Source organism: Pseudomonas sp. GW823-FHT05G12, from assembly GCF_058795575.1.
In genome coordinates, this window is sequence record NZ_CM179501.1 from 1,302,679 (window position 1) to 1,315,319 (window position 12,641).

Genomic DNA, 12,641 nt, shown 5'->3' on the forward strand with positions numbered 1-12,641 from the left:
GGGAGGAATGATCGTCAGAGAACCTCGTTGTGTTGCTTTTTCGACGTGTTTGAGTCGGAAGTTTTCCTTTGCTGAAGATCAGTATTCAACTGGTACGTTTATGTCAGTGGGTGGTACCTTTTTTTCGGTAATAAGTAATTTATTTGTTACAACCATAGTCATTGTGTGTAGGAAGTTTCTGTAAGTTCTGTAGGCTTTGTCTGTCCATGGCTTTCGCTGGTAAATCGCCGCGCCAGCAAGCGTCCTGTCGGTTATCGTGGCGTGCCAAAGCAACAACAATGTATGGATATCGCATGAATAAAGTGCTTATCGTGGATGATCATCCGGTCATACGCCTGGCCGTACGCATGCTGATGGAGCGGCATGGGTATGACGTTGTGGCGGAGACTGACAATGGGGTAGCTGCGTTGCAGCTGACACGGCAACACCTGCCGGATATTGTGGTGCTGGATATCGGTATCCCGAAACTGGATGGCCTGGAGGTGATCGCCCGCATGGCGACATTCAGCCCGGGTAGCAAGGTACTGGTGCTGACGTCACAGGCCCCCGGCAACTTTTCGATGCGCTGCATGCAGGCAGGGGCGGCGGGTTACGTGTGCAAGCAGCAGGAGCTTACCGAACTGCTCAGCGCTATCAAGGCTGTGTTGTCGGGTTACAGCTACTTCCCCAACCAGGCCTTGCATGCGTCACGTGGCAGGGGGGCGGGCAGCGAGACGGATATGGTGAATCGCCTTTCTGCGCGAGAAATGACGGTGCTGCAACAACTGGCGCGAGGGCGTTCGAACAAGGAGATTGCCGACAGCATGTACCTCAGTAACAAGACGGTCAGTACCTACAAGTCGCGGCTGTTGCTAAAGCTCAATGCACGGTCACTGGTTGACCTGATCGAGCTGGCGCAACGGCAAGGTCTGAACTGATCGCCAAGCCTTGAAGCCTCCAGCCAGGAGGCTTTGCCAAGGCTATCGGTCCCTGACTACGGGACCCGCACTACAGGTCGTAATCGAAATCGGCCAACTGCTTTTGCAGGCGCCGTTCTTCCAGCATGTTGTCGATGGTGCGACGTTTGCTCAGGTTGGTCTTTGCGATTTCAACCTGTGGCTCCGCGTCATCGTCTGCGGCAACAAAATCATCATCGATCGACAGGTCGTCTTTATCGGTACTCATGAGTCGCTCCAAGCCAAGGGGCCATTGGCCGTCCTTATAACCAGAAAGCAGACGCTGGTAAAAAAGATTTTTTCAATCGATGTGAGTGGTTTTTGGCTATCGGCTCAATCGTCGGAGGTTTTGTGCTTGTACTCGCACAAATCTTCGATCCTGCAGCTTCCGCACCTTGGCTTGCGCGCCTGGCACACGTAGCGCCCGTGCAGGATCAGCCAGTGGTGGGCGTCGAGCAGGTAGTCCTTGGGTACAAACTTGAGCAGTTTCTTTTCCACTTCCAGCACCGTTTTGCCTGGCGCGATGCCTGTGCGGTTACTCACCCGGAAGATATGGGTATCCACGGCCATGGCCGGTTGGCGAAACGCCGTGTTTAGCACCACGTTGGCGGTTTTGCGGCCGACGCCGGGTAGCGCCTCCAGCGCTTCGCGGGTTTGCGGTACCTGGCTGTCGTGGCGCTCGATCAGTAGCCGACATGTTTCTATGACATTCTTGGCCTTGCTGTTGTAAAGCCCGATGGTCTTGATGTATTCGCTGAGGCCTTCAACGCCCAGGGCATAGATGGCCTCGGGGGTGTTGGCGACGGGGAACAGGCGGGCAGTGGCCTTGTTGACGCCGACGTCGGTGGATTGCGCGGACAGTGTCACGGCGACCAGCAGTTCAAACGGGGTCGTGTAGGCCAGTTCGGTCTTTGGGTCGGGGTTGTCTTCGTGCAGCCTGCGAAAAATCTCCAGGCGTTTGGCAGCATTCATGAAATCAGGGCTTTCCTTGACGAGGTGGGTGGGCAGGGCCCGGAAGCAGGCGATTGTACAAGGCCAACAGCAGACCCAGCAGCAGTAGCGCACCGGGTGCGAGGCTGGCCAGGTGCAGCTCGGCATGGTCAGCCAGCCATTGGCGGCTGGTGCCCAGCAGCAGGCAAATGGCAAAGACAGCGCCGAGGTGCCTTGCGAGCAGGCGCCAGCGGCGTTGGTCAGGTAGCAGGTGGTCACTGGCCAGGCATTGCAGGCACAACAATGCGGGATAGTGGCCCAGGGCAATGGCCAGCGGTAGCAGCCAGGCCCGCAGGGCCAACTGCAGGCAACTGGCCAAGGCTGCCAGCAGCAGCAGGCTAGCCATTACATAGGCCCAGCTGGCCATGTGTTTACGCAGTGGCGCCAGCAACAGTTGGTGCAGGCACCCCATCAGTACTGCGCACAGGCCGATGGCCGCGCCTTCAGCCAGCGTTCGGGTGGCACCCAGCAGTGGCGCCAGGCTCATGGCCAGCAGGCAGAACCTATTCATGGGTGGCGCCCTCCAGCAATACACTACGCTGCTCGTCGAAATAGCTCAGCGCATCCTGCAATGCGGCGATCACCGCGCGCGAGGTCACGGTTGCGCCGGCCAATTGGTCAAAGTCACCCTGGTCCCGCTTCAGCGCCCAGTGATCGCCCTGATCGCGGTTGTTGAACTGACTCAGCCAGTGCAATCGCGGATCCCCCAGGCGATCGCCCAGCCCGGGGCTTTCCTGTTGTTCGACAACCTGGCTGCCGATCAGCCGGCCGTCCGTGGTGATGGCGACGCTCAGCACGATCGGCCCGGCATACCCCTGGGCCTGTGTGATCAGGATAATGGCGCTTGGCTTACCTGCCACAGTGGCGCGGTAAGCCGCCAGGATACGGCTGTTGGGCCTCTGTGCGGCGGGCCTTGGCAGCGGGCTTTCCAGGGGCTGGTTGTCATAACTACCGTCGGGCAGCACGGCCAGCCGCTGGCGGCTTTGCAGCTGCTTTTCAGCGCCGGCGATGGCCGGGCCGGTCGACTGCCGCCAGGCCAGGGTGGCTGACACTGCCAATACTCCCGTCAGTAGCAACAGGCCCACATCCCGAACCCCGCGCTTCATCGGGCTGCCTGCTGACGCTGCGCAGCCATGCGCTCGAGTGCCGGTGCGAAAAGGTTCATCAGCAGGATGGCGAACGCGGTGCCATCCGGATAGCTGCCCCAGGTACGAATCAGGTAGATGAGCACCCCTGTTCCCACGCCGAAGCACAGCTTGGCCCAGTCGTCTCTGGGGCCGGACACTGGCTCGGTCGCAATGAAGAAGGCTGCCAGCATGGTTGAGCCGGAAAACAGGTGCAGCAAAGGCGAGCCATTGGAGTCCGACCCCGAACCGTTCCAGCCCAACAAGCTGAATACCAATAGCCCTGCCAGCAAACCTGCCGGCGCATGCCAACTGATCACCTTGCGCTGCAGCAAGAACAGGCCGCCAAGCAGGAATGCCAGGTTGACCCATTCGCTGCCTGCCCCGCCAATGTTGCCAAAGCCCGGATGGCTGGCAAACAGCTCGTCGATGGTCAGGCTGCGGTTGTGGCGCAAGCCGTCGAGCAATGTCGGACGGGCCCAGGCATCGATCTGTTCGCCCCCAGCGAACACCTGCTGCACGCTGTCGAGCAGGCCTGGGGCCTGCCCAGGCCAATGGTTCATCTGCAACGGGAAGCTGAGCAGCACGAAGGCATAACCCACCATGGCCGGATTGAACAGATTTCGCCCGACCCCACCGTAGGCCTGCTTGCCGATACCGATCGCGACACTTGCCGCGATGACCGGCAGCCACCATGGCGCCAAGGTGGGCAGGGCGGCCGCCAGCAGCACGGCGGTCACCAGGGCGCTGCCGTCGGTTAGCGCCTGGCTCAGTGATTGGCTGCGCACTGCCAGCAGCGATGCCTCGCACAGCAGCGCGGCACTGGCGCACAGCAACAGGTTCAGCATCATGCCCCAGCCATGCAGCCACAACAGCGCCAGCAGCCCAGGCGTGCAAGCGAGCAAGACCAGGCCCATGCTGGTGCGTAGGCGCGGATCGGGACTGCTCATTGGCCAAACATTCCGTTGAAACCGGAAAACGCCATGGCCATCACCCCGGCCCCGATCAACTCGATGGGCAGGCCGCGCAGCGCGTTGGGGATATCGGCGTGGGCGCTGCGCTGGCGCAGGTCGGCGAACACCATCAGCGCCAGCCAGAAGCCGCCACCCGTCAGCAAGCCTTGGAGCAGCATGGTTGGCCAGGTGCTGCCGTCGCTTGTCTGCTGCAGGGCCAGCCCAAGCGCTGCTGCATTGCTCAACAGCAGCGCTGGCAACCCCACTACAGGCCAGGCCGGGCGCCACTTGGCCAAAAGCCAGGGCAGGCCCCAGGCGAGCAAAGCCAGCCAGGGCAATAGCAGAAACAGGGCAAGATCGTGGATGTGCAACGGGGCAAGTACCGCGTGCACCAGCAGCTGCGCGCCGATTACGCCCAGGGCGATGCACAGGGCGCAGGCCAGGCCGTGCACCTGAAGTTGCAGCCCGGAGAGTGGCTGTCGGAGCAGGCACAGGTGATTGATCAGTGCGGCGCTGATCAGGACCAGGATGTAGTCATTCATGAGATGACGATAGCCGGGAATCGGGGCGATTGTCCGGGTTTGACATGAAGGGGCCTGCGTAATTGTGGGAGCGGGCAGCCCGCTCCCACAATGGCCCGCAGGGCGGTTACTTGATGCGCTGGCCTGGCTTGGCGCCGCTGTCCGGGCTCAGCAGGTAGATTTCTTCACCGCCAGGGCCGGCAGCCATGACCATGCCTTCGGACACGCCAAAGCGCATCTTCCGGGGTTTGAGGTTGGCGACCATCATGGTCAGGCGGCCTTCCAGCTTGGACGGGTCTGGGTAGGCTGACTTGATGCCGGAGAACACGTTGCGACGCTCGTCACCAATGTCCAGGGTCAGTTGCAGCAACTTGTCGGCACCCGCCACGGCTTCAGCCTTGACGATCAGCGCCACACGCAGGTCTACAGCTGCGAAGGTATCGAACTCGATCTCTGCCGACAGCGGGTCCTTGGCCAGCTCGCCATTGCCCGCCGGGGCCTTGGCTTCGGCAGCCAGCAGGTCTTCCTTGCTGGCAGCGACCATGGCTTCGACCTTGGCCGGCTCGATACGGCTCATCAAGGCCTTGAACGGGTTAAGCGCGTGGTTTTCCAGGCGTGTCAGGTGGTCGTTCCAGGTCAGCGGGGCCACGTTGAGGAAAGCCTCGGCATCAGCGGCCAGCACCGGCAGCACCGGTTTGAGGAAGATCACCAGCTGGCGGAACAGGTTGATGCCTTGGGCGCAGATGGCCTGGACTTCATCCTGCTTGCCTTCCTGCTTGGCCAGTGACCACGGTGCCTTGTCGGCGATCCAGGCGTTGGCGCGGTCGGCCAGTGCCATGATTTCGCGCATGGCGCGGCCAAAATCACGGGCCTCATAGGCTTCGGCGATGGAAGGTGCGGCAGCCAGGAAGGCTTCGGTCAGCTCAGGCGCGGCATCACCGCTTACCATCACACCCTCGTTGCCCTTGTGGATGAAACCGGCGCAGCGGCTGGCAATGTTGACGACCTTGCCGACCAGGTCGGAGTTGACCTTTTGCACGAAGTCTTCCAGGTTCAGGTCCAGGTCGTCGACGCCACGGCCCAGCTTGGCCGCATAGTAGTAACGCAGGTATTCCGGCTGCAGGTGGTCCAGGTAGGTGCGGGCCTTGATGAAGGTGCCGCGCGACTTGGACATCTTGGCGCCGTTGACCGTCAGGTAGCCGTGCACGTTGACCGCGGTCGGCTTGCGGAAGCCGGCGCCTTCGAGCATGGCTGGCCAGAACAGGGCGTGGAAGTTGACGATGTCCTTGCCGATGAAGTGGTACAGCTCGGCCTTGGAGCCTTCGTTCCAGAAGGCGTCGAAGTCCAGCTCCGGGCGGCGTGCGCAGAGGTTCTTGAAGCTGGCCATGTAGCCGATTGGCGCATCCAGCCATACGTAGAAGTATTTGCCAGGCTCACCCGGGATCTCGAAGCCGAAGTACGGCGCGTCGCGGGAGATATCCCACTCCTGCAGGCCGGAGTCCAGCCATTCCGCCAGTTTGTTGGCTACCGCGTCCTGCAGGGTGCCGCTTCGGGTCCACTGCTGCAGCATGGCCTGGAAGTCGGGCAGCTTGAAGAAGAAATGCTGGGAATCACGCAGTACCGGGGTGGCACCGGAGATCGCCGACTTGGGGTTCTTCAGCTCGGTGGGTGCGTAGGTGGCGCCGCATTTTTCGCAGTTGTCGCCGTACTGGTCTTCGGCCGCGCACTTCGGGCAGGTGCCCTTGATGAAGCGGTCGGCGAGGAACATGCCTTTTTCCGGGTCGAAGTACTGGGTCACCGAACGGGTGGCGATGTGCCCGGCTTCACGCAGGCGCGAGTAGATCAGGCTCGACAGCTCGCGGTTCTCGTCGCTGTGGGTGGAGTGGAAGTTGTCGAAGTCCACCAGGAAGTCGGCGAAATCGCTGCTGTGCTCGGCCTGGACGTTGGCGATCAGCTGTTCCGGGGTGATGCCTTCCTTTTCGGCGCGCAGCATGATGGCCGAACCGTGGGCGTCGTCGGCGCAGACATAGATGCACTGGTTGCCGCGCAGCTTCTGGAAGCGCACCCACATGTCCGTCTGGATGTACTCCAGCATATGGCCGAGATGGATCGATCCATTGGCATAGGGCAGGGCGCTGGTGACGAGAATCTGGCGTGGCTCGGACATGGTGGCTCGGCTACTTATCTGGCTACGGGGTAAAAATGAGGATGATCGGCCACTATAAAGGGCTGGCGAAGATATTTCACCCCGCAAGCGCATCTGCTGACGATTGACGGGTTAGGATAGGCGGCTGTTTTACATTCAGTTTGCCAATGGGAGTCTCCATGAGTGCCGTCACCCGTGCCGCCGTTGAAGGCGTGCTTCGCCAGTACACCGACCCCTACCTGAACCAGGACCCGGTCAGCGCCGGCTGCGTGCGCGCCATCGATATCCAGGGCGGGCAGGTCAGCGTGCAGTTGCAGTTGGGTTATGCCGCAGGGCTGTTCAAGAACGGCTGGGCCCAGGTGCTGCAGACCGCCATTGGCAGCCTCGAGGGGGTCACTGGCGCCCAGGTTTCGATCGATTGCGTGGTGGCCGCGCACAAGGCCCAGGCCCAGGTGCCAGCCATGGCCAACGTCAAGAACATCATCGCCGTGGCCTCGGGCAAGGGCGGTGTTGGCAAGTCGACCACCGCGGCCAACCTGGCCTTGGCCCTCGCACGCGAAGGCGCACGGGTAGGTATTCTCGATGCCGATATCTACGGCCCCAGTCAGGGGGTGATGTTCGGCATCGCCGAGGGCACTCGTCCACAGATTCGCGAGCAGAAGTGGTTTGTGCCGATCAAGGCCCACGGCGTGGAAGTCATGTCCATGGCCTTCCTCACCGACGACAACACGCCGATGGTATGGCGTGGCCCAATGGTGTCTGGCGCGCTGCTGCAACTGGTCACCCAGACCGCCTGGGATGACCTGGATTACCTGGTGATCGATATGCCACCGGGTACCGGTGACATCCAGCTGACCCTGGCACAAAAGGTACCTGTGGTCGGTTCGGTGATCGTCACCACGCCACAGGACCTGGCGCTGCTGGATGCCAAGAAGGGCGTGGAAATGTTCCGCAAGGTCAACATTCCGGTGCTGGGCGTGGTCGAGAACATGGCCGTGCATATCTGCTCGAATTGCGGCCATGCCGAACACCTGTTCGGTGAAGGTGGCGGCGAGAAGCTGGCCAGCCAGTATGGCGTCGACCTGCTGGCGTCGCTGCCGTTGTCGATGCTGATACGTGAGCAGGCCGACAGCGGCAAGCCCACGGCGATCGCCGAGCCGGAAAGCCAGATTGCCATGGTTTACCAGGAGCTGGCTCGCCAGGTAGGCGCGCGGATCGTGCTGCAGGAAGCTGCGGCGCCGGCAATGCCCAGCATTACCATCAGCGAAGACTGACCTGCCATACCGAGTTTGCCCGCACACAGCGACTGCGCCGTACTTGAAGCCTGTGCAGTCCCTGTGGGAGCGGGCGAGCCCGCGAAGAGGCCAGCGCCTATTTCGAGCAGGCATAAAAAAACCCGCCAGAAGGCGGGTTTTTTTGAAAGCTAGGAAGCTAGATCGACTTAGGCGATCTGAACTTCTTCAGCCTGCATGCCTTTCTGGCCGCGGGTAGCGACGAAAGTAACAGCCTGGCCTTCTTTCAGGGTTTTGAAGCCGTCAGCTTGGATGGCTTTGAAGTGCACGAACAGGTCGTCGCCCGACTGAGGGGTGATGAAGCCGTAGCCTTTCTCATCGTTGAACCACTTAACAACACCGGATTGACGGTTGGACATTTTTCTGTCTCCTTGGACAATTTGATAACGGTCAGGAAAAACCCTGCCCGGGACTGAGCGCAAAGAGAGCAGAAAATTCAGCGATGGGCCGATCAGGATCGTGCATCAAACTAGAGATTCTCGGTGTCACGTGCAGCACAGTGGCAACACCTTACCCCACTTTCCGCAACCTGCCAATGGTCAGAAGACGCTTTAGGCAAATTCGGATCGGCGGCGGCTGCAGCCCCCACCCGGCGCGGGATGAGGGATGGAACTTTAACCTGGGCGCCGGGACCGGTAATATGCGCGTCACGATTTTCACCTCGCAACTCTTCAGGACACCCCGCCATGAGCATCAAATCGGACAAGTGGATTCGCCGCATGGCGCAGGAACACGGCATGATCGAGCCGTTCGTCGAGCGCCAGGTGCGCGGCGAGCAGGACAACCGCGTGATCTCCTTCGGCGTCTCCAGCTATGGGTACGACGTACGCTGCGCCGACGAATTCAAGGTGTTCACCAACATCAACTCGGCCACCGTCGACCCGAAAAATTTCGATGCTGGCAGCTTCGTCGATATCAAGAGCGACGTGTGCATCATCCCGCCAAACTCTTTCGCCCTGGCGCGCACTGTCGAATATTTCCGCATTCCTCGTGACGTGCTGACCATTTGCCTGGGCAAGAGCACCTACGCCCGTTGCGGCATCATCGTCAACGTCACGCCGCTCGAGCCCGAATGGGAAGGCCACGTGACGTTGGAGTTCTCCAACACCACCACGCTGCCGGCGAAGATCTACGCCAACGAAGGCGTGGCGCAGATGCTGTTCTTGCAGTCCGACGAAGAGTGCGAAGTGTCGTACAAGGACCGTGGCGGCAAATACCAGGGCCAACGCGGCGTCACTCTGCCGCGTACCTGAGCCGACAAGCGCGGGGAATTACCCGCGCCTTTGGCACTCCAACGAAGTAACGCCGGTGTGCATGATGTGCATCGGCTTTCGTCAGGAGCAGCCAATGAAACTCCATCCCGCAATCAGTGCCAAGCTGGCAGGCCTGCAGCCCAATCACGTAGGGTTGTTGCCCTGGTCACTGCTGGCGCACCCGCTGCCCATGCAGGCGGGGGGCGTGCCCCATCAGCCTGACCCCGATACCCCGCAACCGCCGGAACCCGGTGAGACGCCTCCCATGGAGCCGGGTGAGCCGACCTTGCCGGACGAGCCGCCTCCCGCCCCTGTGGCCTGAGCGTCGCTAAAGCGGCCAGACGCGTTCAGCGCCAGCCAGGTACAGCCGGCTGGCGCTGGCGGGGGTGATTTCCCACCCCCCGGTGAACTCACCGAATGCAGGTAGCAGGCTGACTTGCTCATCGATCACGAAGCAAGGCAGGCGCAAGCGCTGACGGGCCTTGCCGCGCAGGACGAAGACCGGGTGTACATGGCCCGCCAGTACCGGGTGTGTGCGGTGGGGCTGCGGCTCGTGCTGCAGGGCAAAGGGCTCCAGAACCCAAGGCTCGTCCACGACCTGAATATCGAGCGAGGCAGGTGGATCGCCGGCGTTGCGATCATGATTGCCGCGTATGAGCACCACTTTCAGATTTTTGTGCCGCTTGCGCCAATCCTCCACCTTGGCCAGCGTTGCCGGGGCGCGGGCCGTGCGGGCATGCAGAAAGTCGCCCAGGATGATCAGTTGTTCGCAGTCATGCTCGGCCAGCAGGCGATCGAGCCTGTCGAGTGTCGCCTCAGTCGTTCCGCGTGGCACTGGTTGATGCAGGGCGCGGTAGCTGGCGGCCTTTCCGATGTGCACGTCGGCCACCAGCAAGGCGCGGCGGGCGGGCCAGTAGATGGCTTTGTCGGCAAGCAGCCAGAGCGCCTGCCCCCGGTGTTCGATGGGTTGGTAATTCATCCCGCGTTCGCCGCTTGTTCCAGTTCCGCCACCATCCGCGCAATGCGGTCTGCTAGCTTCTCGGTGCTCAATGTCTCGCGCATGCCTTCCACCAACAAGGCAAACGCCAGTGGCCCTGGCCGCTTCAACGCCCGCAGGTCCAGTTGCAACTCACTCATTTTTAGCAGTTGCCGATGCAGCCGTTCGATTTCCAGCTCTTCGCTCAATACTTCATCCCGCGCCTGGCCAAGCAGCAAATTCCCCGCGTCGTGCTTGCGAAACACCTCATAGAACAGCCCGCTGGAGGCCTGGATTTGCCGCGTGCTCTTCTGCGCGGCGGGATAACCGCCAAACACCAGCCCGGCAATCTGGGCAATTTCACGAAAGCGCCGCAGTGCCATTTCCCCGGCATTCAGGCTGGCCAGCACATCTTCCAGCAGGTCCGCGGTGTCGAGTGCTTGCGGCAGGTGACTGGCCCAGTCCACCTGGGCAGGGCTGAGGAGTTCGAATCCGTAATCGTTGACGGCAATCGACACCGACAGCGGCTGTGCGCGGCTGACCCGCCAGGCAATCAGATTGGCCAAGCCCAGGTTGGCCATGCGCCCGGCAAAGGGATACAGGAACAGGTGCCAGCCCTGGCGGGACTTGAAGGTCTCGGCCAGCAGTGTGCCTGTGGTGGGCAAGGCTGACCACTGCGCCTGGAGCGCAAGCAGCGGGCGTACTGCGCGCATTTCCGGCCCGTCAAAGCGTTCATGGGCGGCAGCATCGAGCTGCTCGACCAGCGCCTCGGCCAGTTCGCTCGAGAGCGGCATGCGCCCGCCGTTCCAGCGCGCTACCGCAGCCTTGCGCGCCGTGCTGCGACGCACATAGGCCGTCATGTTTTCCACGCGCACCAGCTCCAGTACCCGCCCGGCAAACACCAGCGTATCGCCGGGGCGCAGGCGGGCGATGAACGCTTCTTCAACACTGCCCAGCGTTTTCCCGCCGCCGCCCTTGCTCCAGTATTTCAGTTGCAGGTTGGCATCGCTGACGATGGTGCCGATGCCCATGCGGTGGCGCCGCGCCAGGCGTTCGCTGGTAACCCGGTAAACACCGTCGGCCTGGCGCTCGACGCGCTGGTAGTCCGGGTAGGCGGTCAGTGAGCTGCCGCCGTGGCAGACGAAGTCCAGCGCCCATTGCCATTGGCTGTCGCGCAACTGGCGAAAAGCCCAGGTGCTGCGCACTTCGGCGAGCAGTTGCTCCGGGCGAAAACCGCTGCCCAAGGCCATGCTGACCAGATGCTGTACCAGCACGTCCATGCACAGGCGCGGTGAAAAGCGGGCTTCCATGTGGCCGGCTATCAGCGCCTGCCGGGCCGCCGCCGCTTCCACCAGTTCCAGGCTATGGGTGGGCACCAGGGTGACCCTGGAGTGCCGCCCGGGCGCGTGTCCTGAGCGACCCGCCCGCTGCATCAGGCGGGCGATGCCCTTGGCCGAGCCGATTTGCAGCACCCGTTCCACGGGCAGAAAGTCCACGCCCAGGTCCAGGCTGGACGTGCAGATCACCGCCTTGAGGCTGCCTTGCTTGAGGCTGCGCTCGACCCAGTCGCGCGTATCACGGGCCAGCGAGGCGTGGTGCAGGGCGATCAGCCCGGCCCAGTCCGGGCGGGCCTCAAGCAGGGCCTGATACCAGATTTCTGCCTGGGCGCGGGTGTTGGTGAACACCAGGCTACTGGCACTGACATCGATCTCGTGACAGACCTGGTCGAGCATCTTCAGGCCCATGTGTCCAGCCCAAGGGAAGCGCTCGATCGCTGTTGGCAGCAGGGTGTCGACTTGCAGTGCCTTGTCTTGCCGGCCTTGCACCAGCAGGCCGCCCTGGGGCAGCAAGACATCCCGTGCGTGTTGCAGGTTGCCGAGGGTTGCCGACAAGCCCCAGGTCGGTAGGCCCGGGTGCCAATGCCGCAGGCGCGCCAAGGCCAGCTGCAGTTGTACCCCGCGCTTGTTGCCAAGCAGCTCGTGCCATTCATCCACCACCACCAGTTGCAGCGTGGCGAAATCCTCACGTGCCTGTGCCCGGGTCAGCAGCAGGGTCAGGCTTTCGGGGGTGGTGATCAGCACACTGGGTAGCCGCCGGGCCTGTCGGGCGCGCTCGGCACTGTTGGTGTCGCCGCTGCGCACCCCTACGCTCCAAGGCAGCTGGAGCTCATCAAGCGGCGCTTGCAACGCACGTGCGGTGTCGGCGGCAAGGGCACGCATGGGCGTCACCCACAGCACCTGTATGGGGGCCAAGTGGCGGCCCTGGGGCCTGGGCTTGAACGCACGCAGCGCCGCGAGCCAGACCGCGTAGGTCTTGCCGGCACCGGTACTGGCATGCAGCAAACCGGACTCGCCCCGTTCGACGGCAGCCCATACGCGCCGCTGGAAGGCGAAGGGCTTCCAGCCGCGCTTGGCAAACCAGGCATTGGCGAGGTCGGTAGCAGCAGGCATG

14 protein-coding genes are annotated in these 12,641 nt (G+C 62.2%); 4 read left to right on the top strand and 10 right to left on the bottom strand.

The window, feature by feature from the left end; genetic code table 11:
- Positions 1-293 precede the first annotated feature (293 nt).
- Complete coding sequence (locus tag AC3RCM_RS05930) at positions 294-917, top strand: response regulator transcription factor (RefSeq protein WP_003254939.1); 624 nt, start codon at positions 294-296, stop codon at positions 915-917.
- Between the two features lie 70 nt (positions 918-987).
- Here the strand turns inward: AC3RCM_RS05930 and AC3RCM_RS05935 are convergent, their stop codons facing one another.
- The 7 genes from AC3RCM_RS05935 to metG all read right to left on the bottom strand — a co-directional run bounded on the left by AC3RCM_RS05935 (position 988) and on the right by metG (position 6,690).
- Positions 988-1,164: a PA3496 family putative envelope integrity protein gene (locus AC3RCM_RS05935; protein ID WP_010952256.1), complete on the bottom strand. Its 177-nt coding sequence runs from the start codon at positions 1,162-1,164 to the stop codon at positions 988-990.
- Positions 1,165-1,268: 104 nt separating this feature from the next.
- Entirely contained in the window at positions 1,269-1,907 is a 639-nt protein-coding gene (nth, locus tag AC3RCM_RS05940; RefSeq protein WP_020193232.1) for an endonuclease III, read from the bottom strand.
- 4 nt (positions 1,908-1,911) lie between these two features.
- The gene (locus tag AC3RCM_RS05945; protein WP_064492965.1) at positions 1,912-2,436 is read right to left on the bottom strand and encodes a hypothetical protein; all 525 of its coding nucleotides are present in this window, start codon (positions 2,434-2,436) and stop codon (positions 1,912-1,914) included.
- On the bottom strand, positions 2,429-3,031 hold the full coding sequence (locus tag AC3RCM_RS05950) for an RnfABCDGE type electron transport complex subunit G (protein ID WP_064492964.1): 603 nt from the start codon (positions 3,029-3,031) through the stop codon (positions 2,429-2,431). Before AC3RCM_RS05950 ends, AC3RCM_RS05945 begins: the two co-directional genes overlap by 8 nt.
- Positions 3,028-3,999, bottom strand: coding sequence for an RnfABCDGE type electron transport complex subunit D (locus tag AC3RCM_RS05955; RefSeq protein ID WP_492629425.1), 972 nt, complete (start codon positions 3,997-3,999; stop codon positions 3,028-3,030). The genes AC3RCM_RS05950 and AC3RCM_RS05955 overlap by 4 nt, the downstream gene beginning before the upstream one ends.
- Positions 3,996-4,544: an Rnf-Nqr domain containing protein gene (locus AC3RCM_RS05960; RefSeq protein ID WP_064492962.1), complete on the bottom strand. Its 549-nt coding sequence runs from the start codon at positions 4,542-4,544 to the stop codon at positions 3,996-3,998. Before AC3RCM_RS05960 ends, AC3RCM_RS05955 begins: the two co-directional genes overlap by 4 nt.
- A 106-nt stretch (positions 4,545-4,650) precedes the next feature.
- Complete coding sequence (metG, locus tag AC3RCM_RS05965) at positions 4,651-6,690, bottom strand: methionine--tRNA ligase (protein ID WP_064492961.1); 2,040 nt, start codon at positions 6,688-6,690, stop codon at positions 4,651-4,653.
- A gap of 158 nt (positions 6,691-6,848) precedes the next feature.
- On the opposite strand from metG, the gene apbC reads away from it, so the two are divergent.
- Positions 6,849-7,943 (top strand): iron-sulfur cluster carrier protein ApbC, encoded by a 1,095-nt coding sequence (apbC, locus tag AC3RCM_RS05970; protein WP_003254924.1) that lies wholly within the window; start codon positions 6,849-6,851, stop codon positions 7,941-7,943.
- A gap of 167 nt (positions 7,944-8,110) precedes the next feature.
- Here the strand turns inward: apbC and AC3RCM_RS05975 are convergent, their stop codons facing one another.
- Positions 8,111-8,320, bottom strand: coding sequence for a cold-shock protein (locus tag AC3RCM_RS05975; protein WP_003254922.1), 210 nt, complete (start codon positions 8,318-8,320; stop codon positions 8,111-8,113).
- 327 nt (positions 8,321-8,647) lie between these two features.
- Between AC3RCM_RS05975 and dcd the strand changes: the two genes are divergently transcribed.
- Entirely contained in the window at positions 8,648-9,214 is a 567-nt protein-coding gene (gene dcd / locus AC3RCM_RS05980; protein WP_003254920.1) for a dCTP deaminase, read from the top strand.
- Between the two features lie 94 nt (positions 9,215-9,308).
- Positions 9,309-9,536, top strand: coding sequence for a hypothetical protein (locus AC3RCM_RS05985; RefSeq protein WP_003254918.1), 228 nt, complete (start codon positions 9,309-9,311; stop codon positions 9,534-9,536).
- A 6-nt stretch (positions 9,537-9,542) separates the two neighbouring features.
- Here AC3RCM_RS05985 and pdeM read toward each other — a convergent pair whose 3' ends face one another.
- Positions 9,543-10,193: a ligase-associated DNA damage response endonuclease PdeM gene (gene pdeM, locus AC3RCM_RS05990; protein ID WP_104886604.1), complete on the bottom strand. Its 651-nt coding sequence runs from the start codon at positions 10,191-10,193 to the stop codon at positions 9,543-9,545.
- Positions 10,190-12,640, bottom strand: a complete 2,451-nt coding sequence (locus tag AC3RCM_RS05995) for a ligase-associated DNA damage response DEXH box helicase (protein WP_104886603.1) — start codon at positions 12,638-12,640, stop codon at positions 10,190-10,192. The genes pdeM and AC3RCM_RS05995 overlap by 4 nt, the downstream gene beginning before the upstream one ends.
- Position 12,641: the final 1 nt, after the last annotated feature.

Bases quoted from the DNA above. Each gene is read 5' to 3' on its own strand.
- AC3RCM_RS05995 (WP_104886603.1), bottom strand. From the start codon at position 12,640: ATGCCTGCTGCTACCGACCTCGCCAATGCCTGGTTTGCCAAGCGCGGC.
- AC3RCM_RS05955 (WP_492629425.1), bottom strand. From the start codon at position 3,999: ATGAGCAGTCCCGATCCGCGCCTACGCACCAGCATGGGCCTGGTCTTG.
- dcd (WP_003254920.1), top strand. From the start codon at position 8,648: ATGAGCATCAAATCGGACAAGTGGATTCGCCGCATGGCGCAGGAACAC.
- AC3RCM_RS05950 (WP_064492964.1), bottom strand. From the start codon at position 3,031: ATGAAGCGCGGGGTTCGGGATGTGGGCCTGTTGCTACTGACGGGAGTA.
- metG (WP_064492961.1), bottom strand. From the start codon at position 6,690: ATGTCCGAGCCACGCCAGATTCTCGTCACCAGCGCCCTGCCCTATGCC.
- AC3RCM_RS05985 (WP_003254918.1), top strand. From the start codon at position 9,309: ATGAAACTCCATCCCGCAATCAGTGCCAAGCTGGCAGGCCTGCAGCCC.
- AC3RCM_RS05945 (WP_064492965.1), bottom strand. From the start codon at position 2,436: ATGAATAGGTTCTGCCTGCTGGCCATGAGCCTGGCGCCACTGCTGGGT.
- AC3RCM_RS05930 (WP_003254939.1), top strand. From the start codon at position 294: ATGAATAAAGTGCTTATCGTGGATGATCATCCGGTCATACGCCTGGCC.
- AC3RCM_RS05975 (WP_003254922.1), bottom strand. From the start codon at position 8,320: ATGTCCAACCGTCAATCCGGTGTTGTTAAGTGGTTCAACGATGAGAAA.
- AC3RCM_RS05935 (WP_010952256.1), bottom strand. From the start codon at position 1,164: ATGAGTACCGATAAAGACGACCTGTCGATCGATGATGATTTTGTTGCC.
- AC3RCM_RS05960 (WP_064492962.1), bottom strand. From the start codon at position 4,544: ATGAATGACTACATCCTGGTCCTGATCAGCGCCGCACTGATCAATCAC.
- apbC (WP_003254924.1), top strand. From the start codon at position 6,849: ATGAGTGCCGTCACCCGTGCCGCCGTTGAAGGCGTGCTTCGCCAGTAC.
- nth (WP_020193232.1), bottom strand. From the start codon at position 1,907: ATGAATGCTGCCAAACGCCTGGAGATTTTTCGCAGGCTGCACGAAGAC.
- pdeM (WP_104886604.1), bottom strand. From the start codon at position 10,193: ATGAATTACCAACCCATCGAACACCGGGGGCAGGCGCTCTGGCTGCTT.